The 22,303-nt window shown below is 26.9% G+C and carries 20 protein-coding genes, 1 pseudogene and 1 CRISPR repeat array; of the genes and pseudogenes, 18 read left to right on the forward strand and 3 right to left on the reverse strand.

Annotation, left to right across the window (positions count from 1 at the left end; all coding sequences use genetic code 11):
- The first annotated feature begins 15 nt into the window (after positions 1–15).
- From csx7 (AB4Y15_RS02755) to AB4Y15_RS02820, 14 genes are all read left to right on the forward strand, one after another.
- Positions 16–783, forward strand: a complete 768-nt coding sequence (gene csx7, locus AB4Y15_RS02755) for a type III CRISPR-associated RAMP protein Csx7 (RefSeq protein WP_427338315.1) — start codon at positions 16–18, stop codon at positions 781–783.
- Positions 776–1,582, forward strand: a complete 807-nt coding sequence (gene csx7, locus AB4Y15_RS02760) for a type III CRISPR-associated RAMP protein Csx7 (protein WP_427338316.1) — start codon at positions 776–778, stop codon at positions 1,580–1,582. The genes csx7 (AB4Y15_RS02755) and csx7 (AB4Y15_RS02760) overlap by 8 nt, the downstream gene beginning before the upstream one ends.
- The gene (locus AB4Y15_RS02765; protein ID WP_427338317.1) at positions 1,545–2,375 is read left to right on the forward strand and encodes an RAMP superfamily CRISPR-associated protein; all 831 of its coding nucleotides are present in this window, start codon (positions 1,545–1,547) and stop codon (positions 2,373–2,375) included. The genes csx7 (AB4Y15_RS02760) and AB4Y15_RS02765 overlap by 38 nt, the downstream gene beginning before the upstream one ends.
- A 27-nt stretch (positions 2,376–2,402) precedes the next feature.
- Positions 2,403–2,909 carry a hypothetical protein gene (locus AB4Y15_RS02770; RefSeq protein ID WP_427338318.1) on the forward strand — a complete coding sequence of 169 codons (507 nt, stop codon included), beginning with the start codon at positions 2,403–2,405 and terminating at the stop codon, positions 2,907–2,909.
- Between the two features lie 23 nt (positions 2,910–2,932).
- Complete coding sequence (gene csx20, locus AB4Y15_RS02775) at positions 2,933–3,325, forward strand: CRISPR-associated protein Csx20 (RefSeq protein ID WP_427338319.1); 393 nt, start codon at positions 2,933–2,935, stop codon at positions 3,323–3,325.
- A gap of 197 nt (positions 3,326–3,522) precedes the next feature.
- Positions 3,523–3,822: a CRISPR direct-repeat array (repeat unit 30 nt; unit sequence GTTTTTAGCGTACCTATAAGGAATTGAAAC).
- 206 nt (positions 3,823–4,028) lie between these two features.
- Positions 4,029–4,283, forward strand: a complete 255-nt coding sequence (locus tag AB4Y15_RS02780; protein WP_427338320.1) for a hypothetical protein — start codon at positions 4,029–4,031, stop codon at positions 4,281–4,283.
- Positions 4,284–4,298: 15 nt separating this feature from the next.
- Positions 4,299–4,778: a CRISPR-associated endoribonuclease Cas6 gene (gene cas6 / locus AB4Y15_RS02785; protein ID WP_427338455.1), complete on the forward strand. Its 480-nt coding sequence runs from the start codon at positions 4,299–4,301 to the stop codon at positions 4,776–4,778.
- Between the two features lie 5 nt (positions 4,779–4,783).
- Positions 4,784–6,721, forward strand: a complete 1,938-nt coding sequence (locus AB4Y15_RS02790) for a TIGR02556 family CRISPR-associated protein (RefSeq protein WP_427338321.1) — start codon at positions 4,784–4,786, stop codon at positions 6,719–6,721.
- Positions 6,714–7,604, forward strand: coding sequence for a type I-B CRISPR-associated protein Cas7/Csh2 (gene cas7b / locus AB4Y15_RS02795; RefSeq protein ID WP_427338322.1), 891 nt, complete (start codon positions 6,714–6,716; stop codon positions 7,602–7,604). Before AB4Y15_RS02790 ends, cas7b begins: the two co-directional genes overlap by 8 nt.
- A 5-nt stretch (positions 7,605–7,609) precedes the next feature.
- Positions 7,610–8,350 (forward strand): type I-B CRISPR-associated protein Cas5b, encoded by a 741-nt coding sequence (gene cas5b, locus AB4Y15_RS02800; RefSeq protein WP_427338323.1) that lies wholly within the window; start codon positions 7,610–7,612, stop codon positions 8,348–8,350.
- A gap of 12 nt (positions 8,351–8,362) precedes the next feature.
- A complete protein-coding gene (gene cas3 / locus AB4Y15_RS02805; RefSeq protein ID WP_427338324.1) occupies positions 8,363–10,660 on the forward strand; it encodes a CRISPR-associated helicase Cas3' in 2,298 nt (765 codons plus the stop codon).
- Between the two features lie 77 nt (positions 10,661–10,737).
- Positions 10,738–11,238, forward strand: coding sequence for a CRISPR-associated protein Cas4 (gene cas4 / locus AB4Y15_RS02810; RefSeq protein WP_427338325.1), 501 nt, complete (start codon positions 10,738–10,740; stop codon positions 11,236–11,238).
- A gap of 12 nt (positions 11,239–11,250) precedes the next feature.
- Positions 11,251–12,243 carry a type I-B CRISPR-associated endonuclease Cas1b gene (gene cas1b / locus AB4Y15_RS02815; protein ID WP_427338326.1) on the forward strand — a complete coding sequence of 331 codons (993 nt, stop codon included), beginning with the start codon at positions 11,251–11,253 and terminating at the stop codon, positions 12,241–12,243.
- Between the two features lie 564 nt (positions 12,244–12,807).
- Positions 12,808–12,918, forward strand: coding sequence for a CRISPR-associated endonuclease Cas2 (locus AB4Y15_RS02820; RefSeq protein ID WP_427338327.1), 111 nt, complete (start codon positions 12,808–12,810; stop codon positions 12,916–12,918).
- A 579-nt stretch (positions 12,919–13,497) separates the two neighbouring features.
- Here AB4Y15_RS02820 and AB4Y15_RS02825 read toward each other — a convergent pair.
- The 3 genes and pseudogenes from AB4Y15_RS02825 to AB4Y15_RS02835 all read right to left on the reverse strand — a co-directional run bounded on the left by AB4Y15_RS02825 (position 13,498) and on the right by AB4Y15_RS02835 (position 16,298).
- A complete protein-coding gene (locus tag AB4Y15_RS02825; protein ID WP_427338328.1) occupies positions 13,498–15,498 on the reverse strand; it encodes a hypothetical protein in 2,001 nt (666 codons plus the stop codon).
- Positions 15,432–16,076: pseudogene (locus AB4Y15_RS02830) on the reverse strand (copper amine oxidase N-terminal domain-containing protein); the annotation flags it as partial. The gene AB4Y15_RS02825 and the pseudogene AB4Y15_RS02830, both read right to left, overlap by 67 nt.
- Positions 16,077–16,091: 15 nt before the next feature.
- Complete coding sequence (locus tag AB4Y15_RS02835) at positions 16,092–16,298, reverse strand: hypothetical protein (RefSeq protein ID WP_427338330.1); 207 nt, start codon at positions 16,296–16,298, stop codon at positions 16,092–16,094.
- A gap of 1,072 nt (positions 16,299–17,370) precedes the next feature.
- Here AB4Y15_RS02835 and AB4Y15_RS02840 point away from each other — a divergent pair.
- The 4 genes from AB4Y15_RS02840 to AB4Y15_RS02855 are packed head-to-tail and all read left to right on the forward strand — an operon-like array spanning position 17,371 to position 21,620.
- Positions 17,371–19,509 (forward strand): hypothetical protein, encoded by a 2,139-nt coding sequence (locus AB4Y15_RS02840; RefSeq protein ID WP_427338331.1) that lies wholly within the window; start codon positions 17,371–17,373, stop codon positions 19,507–19,509.
- Positions 19,506–20,126, forward strand: coding sequence for a hypothetical protein (locus AB4Y15_RS02845; protein ID WP_427338333.1), 621 nt, complete (start codon positions 19,506–19,508; stop codon positions 20,124–20,126). Before AB4Y15_RS02840 ends, AB4Y15_RS02845 begins: the two co-directional genes overlap by 4 nt.
- A complete protein-coding gene (locus tag AB4Y15_RS02850; protein WP_427338334.1) occupies positions 20,116–20,691 on the forward strand; it encodes a hypothetical protein in 576 nt (191 codons plus the stop codon). Before AB4Y15_RS02845 ends, AB4Y15_RS02850 begins: the two co-directional genes overlap by 11 nt.
- Positions 20,688–21,620 (forward strand): RAMP superfamily CRISPR-associated protein, encoded by a 933-nt coding sequence (locus AB4Y15_RS02855; RefSeq protein ID WP_427338335.1) that lies wholly within the window; start codon positions 20,688–20,690, stop codon positions 21,618–21,620. Before AB4Y15_RS02850 ends, AB4Y15_RS02855 begins: the two co-directional genes overlap by 4 nt.
- Positions 21,621–22,303 lie beyond the last annotated feature (683 nt).

A 22,303-nucleotide genomic window follows, 5' to 3' on the forward strand; every position in this document is an offset into this window, starting at 1 on the left:
AAGGTGGGGCGATATATGTTTTTTGATAAATTTGATAATAGATATATAATCAAAGGCAGCATAAAAGCTTTGACACCAATACATATAGGTACAGGAGAAAATAGCTTTGACCCACTTCAAGTAGATAGTACAGTAATAAGGGATGAAAATGGTAAACCGTATATACCGGGCAGTTCATTAAAAGGTGTTTTAAGAAGTTATATAGAAGTACTGCTAAAAAGTGGTATAGATTCAAAATACAAAGCTTGTTTGATTGTTAATGAGCCGTGTATAAGTGATAAATTCATGAAAGAGATAAAAGAAGATATTAATAAAAATGAAGACATAGATAATAAAGATTATGAAATTGCAAAGAGGATATATGATAAGATGTGCGATGTATGTAAAGTATTTGGATCAAGTTATTTTGCTTCTAAGCTTAAAATAAGAGATTGTAAGCTAAAGCAAGATATGGCTTATGTAGAGAGAAGAGATGGTATATGTATTGATAGAGAAACAGGAACAGCATTAGATGGAAGAAAGTATGAGTTCGAACAAGTCGCAGCAGGAACAGAATTTGAGTTTTATATGAGTGTAGATAATTTAGATGATGAGCATGAAGAATTGTTAAAGTATATTATAAATATATTGAAAAGTGGAGAATTAAAAGTAGGTGGGAAAACTAGCATTGGACTTGGGAATATTAAACTTGTTGATTTTGAAGTTTATAAAATAACTAAAAATACATTAAAAGATTATATTACAGATGGACTAAATGAAAAAATGAGGTGGGATTATGTTTAGTAAATTATATAATGAAGCTATTATTGAATTTGAGCTAGAAACTGTAAGTCCTTTATTTATTAAATCTAGTGAAGAAGACCAATTAAATCCAACTTCAGCTGAAAATACATATTTAGCATTTTATAAAGATGGAAAGCGTGTTCCTGTTATACCTGGGACAAGCCTTAAAGGGGTTTTCAGAAGTAGAGCAGAAGAAAAATTAACAAGTACTTGTAATTTATTTAATGGAGATAATTGTGGTTCGAAAATTAGAGAAAAAGAAAAAGAACTAGAAAAAAGATTGAATGGACAGGAAAGATATGAAGAAAGCTGTCTAGCATGCAAAATATTTGGGTCAACAGCTTTAAAAAGTAGAGTTCAATTTAGTGATGCTTATCCTATTAGTAGTTTTAGAATAGGGAAGAGAAGTGCTGTAGCAATAGACAGGATTACAGGAGCAAGTAAAAGAGGAGCTTTATTTGATTTTGAATATGTGGAGTATTGTAAATTTAAAGCTAATATTAAATTTAAAAACTTTTATAAATGGCATATAAAATTAATAATTGATATATTTGAGGATATAAATGATGGTCTTGTTACATTTGGAGGACTTACTTCAAAGGGATTTGGGGTCATGAAGGCTGATAATGTCAATTTACTTGTTAGATATTATGATAAGTCAAAGAAAAATGAGGATTATCAGGAGGATGGATTATATATTTACAAAAAAATAGAAGGATTAGAACGTATAGCAGATTTATTTAAAAATGTTGATTATGGTGATGAAGGACGTGATATTAGCAATGAACAAGCCATATGATTTTGTTCCGTTTTTAAAATGTGAAGAATATAAAGAAAGAGGAGAATTAAAAGGAGAAATACAATTAAGAATAAAAACTTTAACTCCAATACATATTTTTTCTGGTAGATATAATGTTATAGATAATAAGACTATATACAAAACATTTATTAGAGTGAACGGAAGAGTAATTATACCAGGCACGAGTTTTAAAGGGTGTGTAAGAAGTATTGCAGAAGCTATATCTTATAGTTGCCTTTCACCTTCTTCGAAGTTGGATAGGAGAAAATTAGTAGAAAAGAGGCATAGCAAAGATAAGAGATGTATTATTTGTGATATGTTTGGTAGTATGGGTTTTAAAAGCAAAATACAAATAAGTGATTTTGTAATGAAGTCTGGGAATATAGATATAAAGCCCTTTCCACCATCATATAGTCCTAATTCTGATAGCCCTTATTATTTAGATGAAAACGGTAAATATAAAGGGCATAAGTTTTATAAACATGGGTTAAATATTCAACCAATACAAGATGGTATATATCATGAAATTGTAATGAAAGATGCTGAATTTGTTGGAAAGATTTTGTATAAAAATCTTACGGAAGAACAAGTTCAACTTTTATGTTTTTCTTTAGGGTTAAGTGGAGATATAAATCCTAAAATAGGTTTTGGTAAGTCTTATAATTTAGGAAGCATTAAAGTTTTGGCAGAAGATAAATGGGTGAAGAAAGCAATAGAATATAAAAATATGGATAAAAAAGACATAAAGAGAAACATTGAAAAACTTATAGAAATCTTGAAATATAAAGAATAAGTAACTTTTAAAGTAGGAGGTGTAGGGGTGGGAGTTTCTAAAAACGATTTATTGATTTGTGCTGAAAGTGCTGCTAAATATATTAATGAACATGGTTCAGGTGGTTTTATTAGTTTAATAATTGATATGTTAGAAATATCAAGAGAAAGATATGAAGATGAAAATGAGCAGATGCAAAACTTTCTTGAAATAATATACAATATAAAGGATACAAATTTACGTAAAATAATAGGTGGTGGAGGAACTTTAAATAAATCCTTTAAGATGTTTGTTGAAGATTTTTTGCAAATAGAAAAATTGGAAGATAAATTTGTTATTAATAATAAACAGTTTAAAAATTTAAGGTTGAAAGAAATCCATTATGTATTAGCGTGGACAAGAAGATTGGTAAAAAACACAAAAAAATCTAAAGGTACTAATATTCAACAATCAAGAAGTTCAAATAATAAAAGTAGTAAAAGAAAAAAGTATAAAAATGATTATTCACCTTTTAATAATAAATTTGCAATGTTAAAAGATTATTTAAAACAATAATAGATTTATAAGAGGTGGAGATTTTGAATTTATTAGTAATACTATCTCATGAACTTTCGGATTTTCAAATAGAAGAGGCTAAATCTAAACTAGATGTAGGTACTATTAAGACTTTACCAGATACATTAAAAGAGATATGGTCTAATTTAAATCCTAAAGGGGAATTACCTGTAGATAAATTAAATCTCATTAGAGATTGGGTATTAAAAGAGTCTTACGAGGAAGACTATGTTCTAGTACAAGGCGATTTTGGAGCAACATTTTATATAGTAGATTTTTGTTTTAAATATAACAGGATACCAATTTATGCAACTACTGCAAGAAAAGTAGAAGAAACAAAAGTAGATAATAAAGTAGTAACAAAAAGGGTATTTGTACATGAAAATTTCAGAAAATATTTAAGATATAAAATTTAATTAATGTATATCAAAAAGTCGTCGACCTCCAGTAGTGCAAAAACCCCCGGGGATCGACGACTTTTTATTTTTTGTCAAAAAATGTGTAAATTTTAATATATAGAAGGGTGAAACCCTAGCATATTAGTAGGAATTAACACAAAAAATCAATAATTGACAAAATTTTTTAAATATAGTAATATCAATATAAGCAATTGGTTTTTAGCGTACCTATAAGGAATTGAAACAAAAATTGATTGATAAATCAGGACCAATTGATGAAAGTTTTTAGCGTACCTATAAGGAATTGAAACAAAGAAACAACTTTTAAATGTATTATTGTGTATATGTGTTTTTAGCGTACCTATAAGGAATTGAAACATAACTTCAACTTTAGAAGGCTCTTTCCCAAAATAAACGTTTTTAGCGTACCTATAAGGAATTGAAACATTTCAAATACACCATCTTTTGTAAAAATAGTAATCTTTGTTTTTAGCGTACCTATAAGGAATTGAAACTCGTATCCTTTTGAGATAGGATCACATCCAACAATTTTGTTTATAGCTTACCTATGAGGAACTAAGAAAGAATTAGTTAGATGTATTTTTTGAAGAATAAGCTGATGGCTGCTAGCTGTCAGCTAATTTTTTTAAGAATTTTGAAGGAAATAAATGATAAAAATAGAACATATAAACATAGAAAAATTTTTTATAGGAGGATAAAGGTGAGACTAAGTATAGAATTTTCATTTAAAGACAAATTAGTATTACCAATACACTACAACCATATTGTACAAGGATTTATTTATAAAAATATTTCTGATAATGCTTTTAGACGTTTTTTACATGATGAAGGCTACAAATATGAAAAAAGAAGTTTTAAATTATTTACATTCTCAAGAATATTTGGTCAATTTAAGATGGACAAGCAGTCTAATAATATAACTTATACTTCACCTATTAAATTAATTGTTTCATAAATACTGGATGATTTTATTAATGATTTTGCTAGTACAATAATTAAAAGTGACAATCTCGTTTTAGGTAAAACTCAAATAAAATTTGAAAAAATGGAGGTACTTTCACATCGTGAAATAGAAGAAGAGGTTGTAATAAAAATGCTGTCTCCAGTAGTTACATACAGTACAGTTGATATTCATGGTAAGAAAAAAACGATTTATTACAAGCCCGGAGATGGAGTTTTTTCTGAATTAGCATACAAAAATTTGCAGAAAAAATTTAAATCTTTTTATGGAAAAGATGCACCAGAATGCGAATTTTCAATAACACCAGTTAATGATAAGAAAATAAAGATGATATCAGCTAATTATAGAGGATTTATCATTAAAGGCTGGATAGGTGAGTTTATAATGAAAGGTTCTAAAGAATTGATTAAATTAGCCTATGATACAGGCTTAGGCAGTAAAAACGCTCAAGGATTTGGATGTTTTGAAATAATAAATGTAAGGAGGTGAATGAGATGCAAGAAGGGATATTGCAGATAGGTAAAGCTGTTTATAATAATAAAGATTTTTTAGCCAACATTATTAAAAGAGATATTGATATTAAGGATAAGAAAGGGAATTCCAAACATATAATTCAGATCGATTTTAATACAAAAGAAGAAAAGATTGATATTAAATTATATGGAGAGGCGAGAAAATCTTCGGCTGAGGAGTTACTTTGGATAGGAACAGCTGATGGACCTAGTAAGCCTCAATGGTATACAACAGGGAATAAATCATTTTATTTGATTTCACAAACAATACCTAACTTAATTAGGATGAAAATTAAAAATCTAAGTGAAGAATTAGAACCTTTGTTAGAAATATTTTTCTTTGATGCTGGGGAACAAGAGAAAAAGAATGAAAGATATAGGTATGTAATAGATTTAAGTAAAGTATCGATGAAATTAAAATCGAACAGAGAAATATTTGAAGAAATATTTAAAAATGAAAAAAGCGATATAAAGAAATTTATAAAAGCTGTTGATAAAGAAGTGAACGAATATATAAAAGAAAAATTTGACATAAAGTCCAGTGAAGTAGCTTTATATTTTCTATCTATAAATGGTAAACCAATAAGCGATAATTTAAATTACAAAAAAAGGATAGTAGAAGAAAAACTTAAAGCTTATGCAAAGGGAGAAAGTGGAACTTGTTCAATATGTGGAAGTAGAGATGGTTTGTCATCAGATACAAGTAGACTAAAGTTAAAGTTTTACACGACTACTAATTTAAATTTCCCTTCGAATTTTTCAAAAACGAATTATAGCAAAAATATGCTTTTATGTAAAAATTGTATGTTGTATTTAATGACAGGTGAGCAGTTTATAATGGATAATCTTAGTACTAATCTAGGTAGTTTTCAAGTGTATTTAATACCACATTTCTTATACAATTCTAACATGGATATTAATGATATGAAGTTTATAGCAAGTAAACTTATAGATACATTTAATATGTCTAAAAATATAGAAAGTATTGTAAATTTTGAAAGTGAAATATCAGATACCTTTGAATTGAATGGAGAAGACAACTATTATTTAATAAACATATTATTTTATAATGCTCCTAAAGGTTCACAAGCATTTAAAGTCCAAAAACTTATAAAAGATGTGCCACCATCAAGATTCAAGGTGTTAATTGATAATTCTTTTAATGTAAGGCAATTATTTAAAAATTTAATTTCTGAAAAATTAACAGTACCGTTTGGATTGGAAAGTGTATATTATCTTATACCAGTTAGAAAGAAAAGAGATAAGAAAGGGAAAGAAAAAACAGTAGAATATAGAAAACAATTGAATATATACAATGCGATTTTTAAACAGATAGAAATTAATAAAAATATGTTAATTAACAGTCAAGTGAATATGTTAAAAATACACTACTTTAATAATCATAAAAATTATTTTATTAAACCTGCTAGTATTCATGAAGTTATGATTCAGTCAAATATGTTCTTAAAATTTTTAGAAAGTATAGGATGTTTAAAGGAGGGGAGAGGAATGGAAGTACAGAAACTTGATATAGAATCAGATGTAAAAAAATATATTGAAGAAATGAGATATAGTGAAGAAGAAACAGCTATGTTTTTACTTGGTTATTTAGTAGGTAAGATTGGTAATAAACAATATAATGAGAGAAGTGGCAAAAAGCCAATATTAAACAAATTAAATTTCAATGGTATGGATTTATCTAAAGTGAAAAGACTTTCATCAGAAATAGTGGATAAACTTAGACAGAATAAAATATTAAAATATAATGAAAAAATATATTTTGCACATAAAAAGTTATTTGATAAACATATTAAAAATTGGAGTTTGAATAAACATGACAATTTATATTATATACTTTCAGGATATTCTTATAGCACGACAAAAGCAATATTAAAAGAAGGGGGAGAAGATAATGAATAATAGTGAAATTTTGTTTTTATATGATGCTAAAATGACTAATCCAAATGGTGATCCTGATGAAGAAAATAGACCTCGCATGGATTATGAAAGAGACATAAATTTAGTATCAGATTTAAGACTTAAAAGATATATAAGAGACTATTTTGAAATGAATGGAGAGAGAATTTTTGTTACAAAATTAGAAGACAAGTCAGTAAAACCAGAAAAAATAATAGAGAAGTTAAAAAATGATTTAGGTAAAGATAAACTAAGCAAAGAAGATATACTAAAAGAATTGATAGATGTTAGATTGTTTGGTGCTACTATGCCTATAGAAGGTGACACTAAAACATTTACAGGTCCAGTACAGTTTAACTGGGGTTATTCATTGAATAAAGTAGAACTTATTGAAGCTGCAATAACTTCTCATTTTTCAACAGATAATAAGAATCAACAAGGGGCTATGGGTAGAGATTATAGAGTAAAATATTCATTTATAGCTTTTTCAGGAGTAATAAGTGGGAATAGAGCTGAACATACTTTACTTAGTGAAGATGATGTAAAGAAGCTGGACAAAGCTATGGTTAAATCTATTCCATTATTGGCTACTAGGAGTAAAGTAGGTCAGTATCCAAGATTATATTTAAGAGTTGAATATAATGACAGTGAAACGATATTGGGTGATATGAGGAATCTAATTAATTTAATTGAAAATAAAGAAAATCCAAGAGATATTTCAGAAGTAGCTTTAGATATATCAAAACTAAAGGAGCATTTTAATAATAATAAAGAAAAAATTAAAACTATATATTATTTTGTAGATTCGAATTTAAAACTAATGGATGGAGTTGAAAAGAAATTTGTTGATATCTTTGAAGATTTTAAATTAATAGAAATAAGGTGATATATATGAAAAGGGATGTACTTATATTTGATATAGAAGGATATGCAGCTCATTTTCGAAAATTTTATACGAATTCATCTTCACTTTCATATAGTGTACCACCAAGAACAGTTTTATCTGGTCTGATAGCTGCAATAATGGGTTTAGAAAGAGATACATATTATGATGATTTTAGGAGAGAAAATATTTTTATAGGAGTAAAAAAGAATAAGAAGACTAGAAAAATTATGCAGACACTGAATTATATGAAAATAACTTCGTCAAAACATTTTCAATCACCAGAAGAACATACACAAATTCCATTTGAAATAGTTTTAGGTGAAAATAGTTATTTAAGCTACAGATTATATGTATCTCATTTAGATAAAGATTTTATAGATGTGCTAGAAAAGAGAATTAAAGAAAAAAGATATTATTATTCACCTTATTTAGGAGTAGTATCATTTTCATGTATTACTAGGTATGTTGATAGAGTGATAGGAAGTGAAGAATATTCTGATAATATAGTTGATATATCTACAGTAATACCTTTTAATAAAATAAAAGACAGAGGTATAAAGTTTAATAAGACAGGTCTTTTTATTATGAAAGAGAAAATGCCTTGCGAATTTACAGAAGATAGGAATATTAAGACTGTTGAGTCTTATATTTACGATGAAAATACTAATCCATTATCAGTAATGTTAAATACAAATTATGTCAAACTAAAATATAATGATATAGTTGAAAATATAGTGTTTATGTAAGGAGAGTATATTATGCTATTTAAATCTCATCCGAATAAAAAACTATTGGACCATTTATTAGAAGTTGAAAAATATTCAGTTACTTTTTTAAATAATAGTCAAGAAAATATTATTAAAGCTTTGAGAATTATATGTAAATGTCATGATTTTGGCAAATATACAACATATTTTCAAAAACATTTAGATAAACAATATAATGGAGATTTATCGCATCACGGGTTCATTTCAGCAATGTTTGGGGCTTTTGTAGGACTCAAAACGTTTGGGGAGGATAATTATCTTCCCCTAGTTTTATACAGTGTAATATTACATCATCATGGGAATTTAGAAGATGTAAATGAAAATTTACCTAGAAAATTAAGATTTAATTTAGAATCTTTAAGAGCTGAATTAAAGTTTAAAATAGATACTGTAGATAAACAAATAAAAGATATGAAAAATAACTATGAAATTATATATAATGATTCAGAAGTTTTAGGGTTGCAAAGCTATTTTAAAGAGTTTATTGATAAAAAGCCTTATGAAGATATTTTAAGAAGCTTATTAAGAATAAGAAAATTAATTGAGAGGAATAAAATGAAAAAAGATAAAATTTATACAATACATCAACTGTTATACTCTTGTTTAATAGATGCAGATAAATTAAGTGCATCAAATACGCCTTTATCAAATATAAAAGTTGTTCCGTATTCATTTTTACATAAAAGATATTTAGATTTGTATGGAAGTAAAACTGGTGGGCTAAATGATTTACGAAAAGAGATATTTAATACGATACAGAATAATCTTATTAAAGGATATAAAGAAAGTAAATATTTTTCGATAACTGCTCCAACGGGTAGTGGTAAAACTTTAGCTGGTTTTTTTGCAGCAAAAAAATTAGTGGAACTTTTAGGAGATAATAGAAGGATTATATATGTCTTACCTTATACATCAATAATTGATCAGAATTATTCAGTAATATTAGATTTACATAAAAATATTAAAGGGTTTGAAAAGAGTATTAGTCAGTATATTCTAAAACATCATCATCTTTCTGATATAGAGTATAAAAGTGAAGAGGAGAGTTATGAAATAGATTCTTCACAGTTGCTTGTGGAAGGATGGCAAAGTTCTATAATTGTTACAACATTTGTACAATTTTTTGAAACAATTATAGGATATAGAAATAGAATGTTGAAAAAATTTCATAATATAAAAGGTTCAATTATTATATTAGATGAGCTTCAAACAATAGACATTAAATACTGGAAACTAATTGATTATATGTTAAAAAAGATATGTAATGAATTAGATTGTAGAGTTATAACCATGACAGCTACTAGACCAATAATTTTAAGGGATGCTTATGAACTTTTAGATAATTATGAAAAATATTTTCATATATTAAACAGAGTAACACTAGTTTATGATAGAAAGGAGCTTACAATAGAAGAATTTTGTGAAAACTTTACAAATAATATTGAGGATAAATCATATTTAATAATATGCAATACAATAGGACAATCTTTGCAAATATACAATATATTGAAAAAATTAGATAGAAAGGTATTATATTTATCAACGAATATAGTACCTAAAGAAAGACGTGAAAGAATAAAAAAAATAAAGGATATGATGAATATTAAACCGATTGTTATTTCTACTCAAGTAGTTGAAGCAGGAGTTGATCTTGATTTCGATATAGTATATAGAGATTTAGCTCCTTTAGATAGTATAATTCAGGCAGCAGGTAGATGTAATAGAAATGGAGATAGAAAAGGTGAATTAAGAGTTGCAAAATTGGTTAAGGATGACAGGTTTTATGGTAGCTATATTTATGGTAAAACTTTATTGCTATTAACTGATCAGATTTTACAAAAAGGTTATTTTAAAGAGTCAGAATTTATTAATTTAATTCAAAGCTACTTTAATTTGGCTGTTGAAAAAGTAAATTCTGTAGATGATTCAGATAAACTTATACAATTTGTTGATAATATGCAGTTTACAAGGTTAAGGGATTTTTCAATTATAAGAAATAGACCAGATTATATAGATGTTTATTTTGAAATAAACGAAGAAGCTAAAGAATTATTTAACAAATACAAAGAAGAGGTTTTAGAAGAGAATGATTTCAAGAAAAAATATAATAGATTATTAAAATTAAAACCTAAACTTAGAGAATATATTATCTCATTACCTATTAAATTTATAAATGAATTTATTGATGAGAAAAGTTTTTTTAGAATGCCTTTAGAAGCCAAAGGTAGGATATATAATGATGATATTGGTTTTAATAGAAATGATTTAGATAAAACAATTATTTTATAACTATAAGGTTTATCACAGAGGGAAATTGTCTATATTGTATAGATAGTAAAGTTATATTTAATTTTGGTGGTGGTTTTATGGAAGATGTAAAAGTAAACGGTACTCTTATTTGGTACTATTATATCTGTAAAAGAGAAGTTTGGCTTATGGCTCATAATTTAACTCCTGATCAAGATAATCAATATATAGATTTAGGCAGATTTATCCATGAGAATTCGTATATGAGAGAAAAAAAGGAGATTTCTTTAGGAAATATAAAAGTAGATGTAATAAACAAGAAAAATGGACATGTTTTAGTTGGAGAAGTAAAAAAGAGCTCAAGATTTATTGAAAGTGCTAAAATGCAGCTTGCTTATTATCTTTGGGAACTTAAAAAACATGGTATTGAAGGCACTGGTATATTAATGTTTCCAAAAGAACGTAAAAGAGAAGAAATAATATTAACTGAAGAACTTATAAAAGAACTTAAAAATGTAGAAAAAGATATTTTAAGAATTATTTATGAACCTATACCTTATGCACCTGAAAAAAACAAATATTGTAGAAATTGTGCCTATAATGAATTTTGTTGGGCTTAATGAGGTGATTAAATGAAAAAAACTATTTATATTTTCAATGACGGACAACTTAAAAGAAAGGATAATACTTTATACTTTGAAACAGAAAAAGGAAGAAAGTATATTCCTATAGAAGATGTAAGTGATTTTTTCATTTTTGGAGAGGTCGATTTAAATAAGAGATTTCTTGAATTTGTATCTCACAAAGAAATATTATTGCATTTTTTCAATCATTATGGTTATTATGTTGGTACATATTATCCAAGAGAACATTTAAATTCAGGGTATATTATATTAAAGCAGGCAGAGCATTATCTTGATGAAAATAAGCGAATAGCTTTAGCCTTAAAAATAGTTGAAGGAAGCTGCAGGAACATATTAAACGTAATAAAATACTATAAAAATCGTGGTAAAAATTTGGAAAATATTGAGAAAAATATTATTTCGCTTTATGAGAAAATAGGAAAATGTAATGAAGTAAATGAACTTATGGCTATAGAGGGTAATATAAGAGATACATACTATAAAGCTTTTGATGAAATAATTTCCAATGAAGATTTTGTATTCAATCAGAGAACTAGAAGACCTCCTCAAAATGAACTAAATGCCCTTATAAGTTTTGGAAATTCACTACTTTATGTGCTGGTGCTTGGGGAAATATATAAAACTCACTTAGATCCTAGAATTGGTTATTTACATGCTACTAATTTTAAACATTTTACATTGAACCTTGATATAGCAGAGATTTTTAAACCGATAATAATTGACAGATTAATATTTACTCTAGTTTCAAAGAAGATGATAACTAAAAATGATTTTGAAGAAGATATGGGTGGCATACTTTTGAAAGATAAAGGTAAAAAAGTTTTTGTAGAAGAGTTTGATAAAAGATTAAAAACGACAATAAATCATAGACAGTTAGGAAGAAAAGTATCATATAGAAGACTTGTGCGAATGGAGTTATATAAGCTTGAAAAACATTTAATAGGCGAGAGTGAATTTGAGCCTTATATATCAAGATGGTAATGTCGTCGACCCCCAGTAGTGCAAAAACCCCTGGGGATCGACGACATTTTGTTTTTTGCCAAAAACGTGTAAATTTCAATATATAGAAGGGTGAAACCCTAGTATGTTAGTAGGAATTAACATGAAAAATCAATAATTGACAAAATTTTTTAAATATAGTAATATCAATATAAGTGATGGGTTTATAGACTACCTATAAGGAATTGAAACCAGATAGTTTAATAAGCATAGGGGGCAAATAGCTCTCTAGTTTATAGACTACCTATAAGGAATTGAAACTAAAAATTTCTATCAATATAAATACTTGCTTTTACCTTGTTTATAGACTACCTATAAGGAATTGAAACTGGGCAGAAGGTTTAAATGTTGAAGGTTTATTCAAAGTTTATAGACTACCTATAAGGAATTGAAACATAGAAGAGAATAAAATAATGGATAAAGCCAACTAACGAATGCTTATTTATTAGCAGGATTGGATTAAAATTTTAAATTTACAAATGATAGAATGAGTATTTATCTGATTTGAACTATATAAGTTTTAATATAAAGTTAGAGGGTGTAAAAATGTTTGTTATACTTGTGTATGATGTAGAACAGAAAAGAGTTGCTAAAGTTCTTAAAACGTGTAGAAAATATCTTTATTGGGTACAAAATTCAGAAATATTCTGCTATTGAAACATTAGGTGTTAAAAAAGTGGAGAAGAAAATATATTGTAAAATAAAGTGAAAAGATACTTAAGATAAAATATGAAAGTTGTGGAAGTTATACACAGATAATACTATCAAAAATGTCGTCGACCTCCAGTAGTGCAAAAACCCCAGGGGATCGACGACTTTTTGTTTTTTGCTAAAAACGTGTAAATTTCAATGTATAGAAGGGTGAAACCCTAGCACATTAGTAGGAATTAACGCAAAAAATCAATAATTGACAAAATTTTTTAAATATAGTAATATCAATATAAGTGATGGGTTTATAGTTTACCTATGAGGAATTGAAACTATTCTACTTGAGGAATTTCATTTATCACGTTTACTTGTTTATAGATTACCTATAAGGAATTGAAACGTGAAAGGGCTTGATGCTGTTGATACTGCTTTTGATGGTTTATAGACTACCTATAGGAATTGAAACTATTTTCTAGCAAAAATAAAGAAAGTTTTAGTGTTATCAGTTTATAGCCTTACCTATAAAGAATTGAAACAATATCAGATATGGTTGATGAGGAAGGAATTATATCAATCAGGTTTCATAGATTACCTCTTTTTTAACCTTACATCCTTTATTCTTATCGGATTTGTCGTCCCTGCTATCGGGTCTTCTTTCGGATATATCGGCAGATCACTTCTCTTTACATATGCCTTTATTTTTATCTGATCTCCTTGCTTTAATTTTAATTCATAACTTGAATTCGGTTTTATTGTCTCATATGTTCCATCTTCTTTTTTTCTATCTATTACAATACTATTATATTTCTCTGTTCCTAAAGAAACTGTAGAATTTGTTATTCCAAATGCTACAAATGAATTTGCTCCATCACTTGACAATGCAAATAATCCCGCTTTGTCATTGTATGAATATTGATTGTCATTTGTATAAAAGTATTTATATGAATCTGCTAATCCTGATATTGATTTTATAAAACTTGCTTCAATTAGAGATTTTTTATCTCCTTTATAATAGTTTCTTTCAGGTGATAAAAATACTTCAAAGTAATATCCTTTTACTTGTGTTAAATCAAGTGTATTGTAGTTTATCTTTGAAAGTGCATCTGGGAAAAGATTTGTATTAATTGTAGTATTAGCATTCTGCCAAACTCCATTACTATCTAAATACATTAAACTATTTTCTGTAAGTTTGAATACTGCTTCATATATTCCATATCTAGGCTCATATCTCTTTATTCCTAAATCCATATCAAAATTTTCTTTTGATTTATGTCTATCTTCTTTTAATGTCTGCTCTACTAATGGTACTGATACAGCATAATATCCAAATTTACTTTCATTATTAATATCTACATTCGATTTTGTATTTAAATCAATTTTGTCTTGAGTATATTTCACATTCATATATAGGTTTATATCTTTGTGGAATGATAAACCATAACCGTTTTGATGTAATTCTTGACTCTTGGTTTTTTCTGTTATATATCCTAAATAAGCTCTTAATACATAAGGTTTATTTGGTTCTAGTTTTAATTTATCTTTTGGTAGTGGATTTGTTCTCTGCATCCATCCGTTTAATGTACTAGAACCTTCTTCATATGGATATATTTCTATTCCACTTTTTTTACCTAAACTTTTTTCTCCTATGTTTTTCCCTACTATTATTGTGTTATCTTCATCTATATATTCTAATCCTGTTCTTGTTTCATCATTTAATATAAATAAGTCTGATATATTTTTAAATGGTGGAACGTTTAATGAGCTGTATGTGTTTTCTTTTGTAGCATAATAAGCTATTCCTGCTGTGTATTTTGATGGTGCTACTGTTAATGAGAAAAATTTATAAAATGTATATACCATATCTTTGTAGTGTTCTGTAGACATTAATGCATCTACATATGTAAAGTTTTCTTTGTCTTTTGCATCGTTCTTTATCCTTCTTATATCCATTAATATTTTGTTATAATCTATCATTTTTGACAGTTCTGGATTTCTTTTTCCATTCTCTATTAGTGCGAATATTAAATCAGGATTAAACTTCATGTAATAAGCTACATATTCAAATAAATTTCTCCATTCTTCTCTTTGCGATTCTTTAGTTAATTGACTTAAATCTTTTCCTCCATTTGTTCTTCTATAGTAATCAAAGAATTTTTCACTATACCTACTAGCAAATACAAATTTTGAACTATTGTTTGGATTCGACGGTTCATATACTAATGACACTAATTGTTTATAATTTGATTTACTTGTTTTGTATATTGATCTTAATTGTCCGTATTTTATATCTATTGCAAAGTAAGGAGAACCCATTAAGTCTACATATAATCCATAACCTACACTTCTATACCATCCAAAATATTTCTCGTTTTCTGAACTTTTAGTAGTTATTCTTAAATTATCCTTGTCATTTGATGGTGGATCATAATAAGGTTTAAATGCTAATACTTTTTTCTTTACTGTTTTTACTACTCCATTTTCTACTACTTTATCTTCTATTTCTATTATTACTGGTTTTGTCCTTAAATTATAGTTAAAAAAGACACTGTAACTCGTGTAAAATTCTCTTCTCCTTCTGCCATTCTCCATTGCCTTATTTGAATAATGGGAACTTTTGTTTGAGGGTCTCTATCTAATATAACGATAGAATCTTGAGGAGCAGCATCATCTGGAAGTGTAGAATAAGTTAAATAACCTTCTTTTGTAAATTTCCATCCAGTTCCTTTGAAAGCTGTTTCATTGAAGTGTTTAATATCATCTTCTAAAGTGCTATTTTCAGGTCTTTTTCCTATGACTGAATTATCACAGATTCCTAAATAGTCGTATATAGACATTTTTCCACTAGGATGTGTATAATGAGGAGCTTTAAGATTTTCAATATCAATAACAGTTACATCTTCTTCATTTGAGTCTGATGTTTCTTCATTTTGTTTTTCTGGTGAAGTAATATCTATTCTATGATAACCTCTTTCATAACGATAATCTACTTTGTAACCTAATGCTTCACTAACAAAACGTAAAGGTACATAAGTTCTACCATTTATGATAACCGCTTCTGTATCCATTTCTACTATTCCCTTGTCTGTCTCTATCTTTCTCTCTCCTATCTTTATTTTTATTTTTCCATCATCTATAATAACTATCCAATTTTCAGCATCCCAATCTACTTTGTGTCCAAGATTTTATGCCACTATTCTCACAGGGATTTGTGTTCTGTTAGTGTCGTCAATGAACACTTTACCATATTCTGGTGGTATAACTAATTCTTTATTGTCAATAAAAATTTTTATATTGTTCTCTACTATAGCGTAGGAAATGTTTAATATTGAAAGTATCATAATTAGAGATAACGTTAGAGTTATAAACATTTTAATTCTTTTGTTTTTCATAATTACTCCCTCCTTGTGATTTTTTTATGGGTTGGTAGTCAACTTATTTAGTTGGATTATAGAAATCCAAATTATGATGCATATATCAATATTCTTCTGATATATACATCATATAGCAGTTATCCTGTTAATATTTAAGAAGGGATTTAACTAACAGGCTAATTATATATAATCATTCTTGGAAGAGTGATATTTATGTAATTTCATAGCAGTAATCGTTTGCAAAACGACAAAAAAATAAAATCTTGGAAGAGTAATATTTATGTAAACCCTTCTAGGAAGCCTGTTAGTCAATACCCTCAAATTAGCGAATTATATTGTATGATTAGTTTATTATGATTTTTTCAAGGTTCAAAAAATTTTAAATTTACTCTTGATATTTATTACTTTTATTAGCTAGTATATTTATTTTTTTATATATTTCACATCTAAAGAATATTTGAGCAATTATTTTATATTTTATCAACTTATATTTGTAAATTTTTATGATTTGTAGCATAAAAAACTAAATTTTTTTATGTTGTATTTATAAAGTAAATGGAAAAAAAGATTTTACAAATAAAGTATAATAAAAAATTTGTAGAAAAATACAATTTTTTAAAAAAGTTGCAGGAAAAAAGAAGAAAAAGAAGAATATATTTAATGGTCATATTTTCTTTGAATTTAAAAAGGAAATAGAATATGAGTTCTTGCCTTGATTAAAAAGTAAAATTGTATAATATATAACTATAATTTAAAGCTAACAAATATCTAAAAAGTAATTTAAGTTTTGATAAATATATAGGACATAGTATTTTTAATAATAAAATAATAATAAATGATAAACTTTTTATATTCGTAAATTTTAGATATAACATTTTTAATTAACTAAAAAAGGAATTTAAGTTTCAAGGTTATTAACGAAAATTTTTAATAATTTTAATAATTATTATTTAAGGTAAAATAAAAAGATTTTTAGCTTTTATGATATCAGGTAGGAAAAATATATGAAAACTATTGGTATGATGTGATTTTGTAGAGTTTTACGAAGTAAGGAATTATATTATACAAAATGTTTAGGGGGCAATAAAAAATGGTTAAGAAAAGTTCTTCTAAATTTATACCTGAACTTCATGATATAGGGAAACTGGTTGATAGTGAAGTTAAAGAAGATTTTAAAAAACAAATAGGAAGTTCATGGAATGGCCATACATTTATTGGATTTGATTTTGAAAAAGCTGGGTTAGAAAAACCTACTTCTCCATCTTGGTGGGGGCAATATCATCATTATAAACATAATAGAATTGGAATTACAGAGAAAGATATTAATAATTGGAATTGGGATGAAGATAATAAGATATCTAATGAAGATAAGTATCACTTATTTTTACTAATACTTGCAGATCGTTTAGCTGCATCTTTTTCGAGAATTGTAGAGGGAATAAGTAGTGGAGGTGATAAACAAGAAGTATTAAAACTTTGGAATAAGAATTTTTATAAAAATGAGGGAAATAATGGGAAGTATTGGGCGGCTTTTAAAGATAAGAATGATTTGAAAAAATTATTTGATATTATACAAAATTGTGAGTCTGGGAAAGAATTTTTAGAAGAATACAAGGAAAATTTGTTGCTAACTCCTGAAGATAAAACACCTCCTAAAAATGTTACAACTCTTTATACACATCTTGAACTTGTAGGTAAGATTTACAGAGTTCTTGAAAAGAATTCAAGATTGATAGAAGAAGATAATGGTTCTATTTCGATAGAATATAGTGGAAGAGCGGTACGTACAATAAAAGAAGCTGAAGGCGGTAGATATATTATCTGTAAAACTAAAGGCGAATGGCAGGCGAGATTAGTAAAATGCTGGATAAGATTTCCTCATTCATTTGTTAGATTAAAGGATATAAATTTGATTAGAAAAAGAGAAGAATTATTAAATGAAATTGCATCAAGATATATAGATGAAGTTATATTTATGACATCAGATTTTATTCTTTTATTTTTACCGTTACAACAAGATTTAAGTGAAATATTCAAATCTGTTTTAGAATGGGGATTTTATGTAGAAGTTACTGAAATTTTATCTGATTTAGGAATGTTAAATTCTATATTGGATAAAAAGATTTTGGAATTAAAAAAAATAGATGAACAAAAAGAGTTAGATTTAAAAAAATTATTAGGCTTAAAAAAATTATTAGACTCAGAAAAGTTATCATATTTAGAAAAGTTATCAGATTCAGAAAAGTTATCATACTTAAAAAATTTATTAGAAGATTTATTAAAAAAGTTAAAAGATAGAGGGGCTAAAGTATATAAGAAATATCTTATGCCGGAATTACAGAATAGGATTAAACCGCCTATTTGTGATATATGTCAGCAGATGCAAGGTGTAGAGCGAATAAAAGGAAATGTAAGAGAATGGATATGTAAGAGATGTCAAGAAGTAAGGGAGATGGGTGAACCATTTAGAGAATATGGAGAAACTTGGGGAATGGAAGAGACAGAAGTATGTTGGTTTAAATTTTATTTAGACCAGAATAGTTTAGAAAAATGGATAAATAATGCATTTAAAGAGTATGTTAATGATAAATTAAAACAAGATGTTCAAGATATTTCGGATTATAAATTAAGACCCCTTGCTTTACAAGTAGATTTTAACAAGGATTATAAAGAGATGTTGAAATTGTTTTGGGAAAAAATATCAGAAAAAATAGACAATGGAGAGCAAGTAAATATTAAAAAACCTATTCCAGATTATTATGAATTAGGTGTTTTAAAATATTCTCCAAATAGAGTAAAAGAAATTATAGATACATTTTTAGAGGTTTTTGATATTTATTTTTCAGATTGTACAAATTATAAAGAGTCTCCTATACGTCTTTCATTAAGTGTTGCTAATATAAAATATCCAATTAGAGAACATTGGAAATTTTTTGAAGAAGCAGAAGAGTTTCTTAATATTAGATATCATGGAAGATTTGAAGAAAAATATAGAAGAGATGAAATAGAAGAAATTATTAATAAGGTTATTAATTCGGAAACATCAAATTATTTTTTGCATAAGTTAATTCAAATGGAAGAAAATTTTCAATCAGAGATTTATTTATCTATTGAAATATTTAATAATAGGAAAAAGTATCCTCAAATATGTGAAATGTTATCAAAAGGGATAGCACCATCAAAAATTTTAAACATTTATAGACTTATTATTGGTGGTGAAGAAAAATGAAATTATTAGAGATTGATATTCGTATAGATTCATTAATTATTGGCGAAAGAATCAAAGGGGGAGTATTTAGACCATGTCAGAGTACTATACCTTCATCAACTATTGAAGGAGCATTTAAATATTATTTTGGATTAAACATTTCTGCTGTAGGGTTTCTTGAAGAAGGAAGTTATGAAGTTGATGAATTTATATATTCAGTAAGAGACAAAGCTCTTAATATCTCAAAGATGCCAATTATTACTCAATACTTAAAACCTAAAAATTCAAAAATTAAAGCAAAAATATATTTACCTTTTGAAAAAGATTTAGAAATAAAGACAAATTTAAAAAATGCAAAGATTCAGATAGGAGCTCTTAAGAGTAAAGATTTTGGTAAAGCAGAAATTGTTAATGTTAAAGAGTTTGAATCCAAGGTTAAACAAGGAATTTTAAAAGTTAAATTATTTGAGGATGAAGTTGAAAAATTTGGAATAAGGATAATATCTCCGTTATTTGGATATCTTTTTGAACCAGATGATTTCTTAGTTGAGGGTTTCTATAAAAGGGCATTATTTCCTGGAAGCTTAGTAGAAGCTCCTGAAGTATTGCTAAAGGAGGTAACATATTATGATGAGTAAAATAGACGAAGTATTTAAAAAAATTTTGAATGATACAGATATATTTGATAGTCCTAGAGGAGAAGAAGATTTAAAGCTTTTTAAAGAAGACGATTGGAAAAAATTAAAGGAATTATTAGATGAAGATAGAAGAGATGAATTTAAAGAAAAAGTGGATAACATGTTAGATAAAAAAATTAAAAAGGTACAACAAAAAAAAATATGGTCGAGAGAAGACAGAATTAAAGAATTAAAGCAACGAGCAGAATGGCTTAAATCAGCATTTGATAATAAACCTTATTTATTAAGGCAATTAATTGAAATTCTTGACTGGTATGGATTAGTCGAATGCAAGCTACCAAATATGGAAACTTACGGTAAAATAATTGAAAAATATGAAATATCTATAGTTGAAGAGTATTTAAGTGATAAAATCCGTAGAACAAACTATTCTCAAAGGAAAGCTTTAGAAAAGGTATTTGAATATATTAAAGAACTTTATCATGCTGGAGTTTCTTCAGAAAGAATAGCATATTTTGTAAGAAAATTAAATTCGTTAACAAAATATTGGGAGGTAATAGAATGAATGATAAAGTAAAAATAAAAATAGGTGAAGAGGAGAAAGAGATTGAGGTAAAAAAGGAAGGAAAAGTAAAAATTTTAGAAATACCAATATCAATAGATGTCGCTGAAAACAGTTTTTTACATATAGGTGCTGCAAAATCGCCACTTTCAGAGAAAGATGCTCCAATATTTAAAATAGATAGAATTCCAGTGATACCAGCGACTACTTTTAAGGGGGCATTTAGGCATCAATTAGAATTATTATTCATTGAAAAATTTGAAGAATTCAAGGATATGTTTGATTTAGATAAAGAAAAGATTAAAGAAGAAATTAAAAAAGAGATATTAAAGCCTTGTTTGCCTTCTACGAAACCGTCCAAAGCTGAAGAAGAACTAATTAATATGGGAATGTATCGAGAAAAAACAAAATTAGGTAGCAAAGAAATTGTTGGATGTCAGATTAGTGTAAATGATAAGAGTATTTTAACACCAAAGATTTCTAATAGTGATGTAGGTATATGTCCAGTTTGTTATTTTATGGGTACTACTGGTCTTATGGGTTTTTTAAGGTTTAGTAATTTATACTCTGAATATAATAGTAGCATTATAGATCAGACAAGTATACGAATCGATAGAAAAACAGGAACAGCAGCACATGGTGCAAAAGTTGAAAGTGAACAAGTAAAACCAGGAACAGTATTTAGGGGTAGTATAAGTATTTTAATTTCTGAACCAATATTAGAAATGCAAGGAATACAATTTGGTGATGCAAGAAAAATTGGTGGTGTAGTAATTGATAAATGGTTGCAAAAGTGGAAAGAAACAGATAAAAATAAAAGAGTAAGGATTTTGATAGAAGAAGTGATTTTACCTGCAATTCAAAATATAAAAGTTTTAGGTGGTCAAAAAAGTAGAGGAGCAGGAAAAGTAAATGTTAAGGTTATCTTATAGGTTTTTGTATATTTTTTAGAATTTAATAAAGAAATTTAATAGAAAAGTTAGGTTGTTAATTATTATATTTTGTGTCATTATTGAGTTGAAGAAGATTAGAGAGAATATTGATGTGAAATTAAGAATTTTTATATAGGAAAAATGATTTTAATGCTGATAGTCGGATTAGAAGGTTTAATAAGAAAATAATTATCAATATTTAATGCTATGATTTTAAAATGTGTTGAAAATTCTATATATAATAGTTTTACTATTTAATTGATTTTGTAAATTGGTATCAAAGATATAAAAAATAAAAATTGAAATCCGTTTAAATGGAAAGTATATCAAAAAGTCGTCGACCTCCAGTAGTGCAAAAATCCCCGGGGATCGACGACATTTCGTTTTTTGCACAAAATGTGTAAATTTCAATATTTAGAAGGGTGAAATCCTAGTGTATCAGTAGGAATTAACGCAAAAAATTAATAATTGACAAAATTTTTAAAATATAGTAATATCGATATAAGTGATGGGTTTATAGACTACCTATAAGGAATTGAAACAATATTATATTGAAGATATTAAATATGTAAACAACGGAGAGTTTATAGACTACCTATAAGGAATTGAAACTGGGTGTATTGTTCTTGTTTTATCAGTTTAAGTTGCAGTTTATAGACTACCTATAAGGAATTGAAACTCAT

It is taken from the genome of Caloranaerobacter longqiensis, assembly GCF_050286925.1.
In the GTDB taxonomy this organism is placed as follows: Bacteria; Bacillota; Clostridia; order Tissierellales; family Thermohalobacteraceae; genus Caloranaerobacter.

What these genes read in the sequence shown, in the direction of transcription:
- csx7 (WP_427338315.1), top strand. Translation starts at nt 16, where the DNA reads ATGTTTTTTGATAAATTTGATAATAGATATATAATCAAAGGCAGCATA.
- csx7 (WP_427338316.1), top strand. Translation starts at nt 776, where the DNA reads ATGTTTAGTAAATTATATAATGAAGCTATTATTGAATTTGAGCTAGAA.
- AB4Y15_RS02765 (WP_427338317.1), top strand. Translation starts at nt 1,545, where the DNA reads ATGAAGGACGTGATATTAGCAATGAACAAGCCATATGATTTTGTTCCG.
- AB4Y15_RS02790 (WP_427338321.1), top strand. Translation starts at nt 4,784, where the DNA reads ATGCAAGAAGGGATATTGCAGATAGGTAAAGCTGTTTATAATAATAAA.
- cas7b (WP_427338322.1), top strand. Translation starts at nt 6,714, where the DNA reads ATGAATAATAGTGAAATTTTGTTTTTATATGATGCTAAAATGACTAAT.
- cas5b (WP_427338323.1), top strand. Translation starts at nt 7,610, where the DNA reads ATGAAAAGGGATGTACTTATATTTGATATAGAAGGATATGCAGCTCAT.
- cas3 (WP_427338324.1), top strand. Translation starts at nt 8,363, where the DNA reads ATGCTATTTAAATCTCATCCGAATAAAAAACTATTGGACCATTTATTA.
- cas4 (WP_427338325.1), top strand. Translation starts at nt 10,738, where the DNA reads ATGGAAGATGTAAAAGTAAACGGTACTCTTATTTGGTACTATTATATC.
- cas1b (WP_427338326.1), top strand. Translation starts at nt 11,251, where the DNA reads ATGAAAAAAACTATTTATATTTTCAATGACGGACAACTTAAAAGAAAG.
- AB4Y15_RS02820 (WP_427338327.1), top strand. Translation starts at nt 12,808, where the DNA reads ATGTTTGTTATACTTGTGTATGATGTAGAACAGAAAAGAGTTGCTAAA.
- AB4Y15_RS02825 (WP_427338328.1), bottom strand. Translation starts at nt 15,498, where the DNA reads ATGGAGAATGGCAGAAGGAGAAGAGAATTTTACACGAGTTACAGTGTC.
- AB4Y15_RS02835 (WP_427338330.1), bottom strand. Translation starts at nt 16,298, where the DNA reads ATGAAAAACAAAAGAATTAAAATGTTTATAACTCTAACGTTATCTCTA.
- AB4Y15_RS02840 (WP_427338331.1), top strand. Translation starts at nt 17,371, where the DNA reads ATGGTTAAGAAAAGTTCTTCTAAATTTATACCTGAACTTCATGATATA.
- AB4Y15_RS02845 (WP_427338333.1), top strand. Translation starts at nt 19,506, where the DNA reads ATGAAATTATTAGAGATTGATATTCGTATAGATTCATTAATTATTGGC.
- AB4Y15_RS02850 (WP_427338334.1), top strand. Translation starts at nt 20,116, where the DNA reads ATGATGAGTAAAATAGACGAAGTATTTAAAAAAATTTTGAATGATACA.
- AB4Y15_RS02855 (WP_427338335.1), top strand. Translation starts at nt 20,688, where the DNA reads ATGAATGATAAAGTAAAAATAAAAATAGGTGAAGAGGAGAAAGAGATT.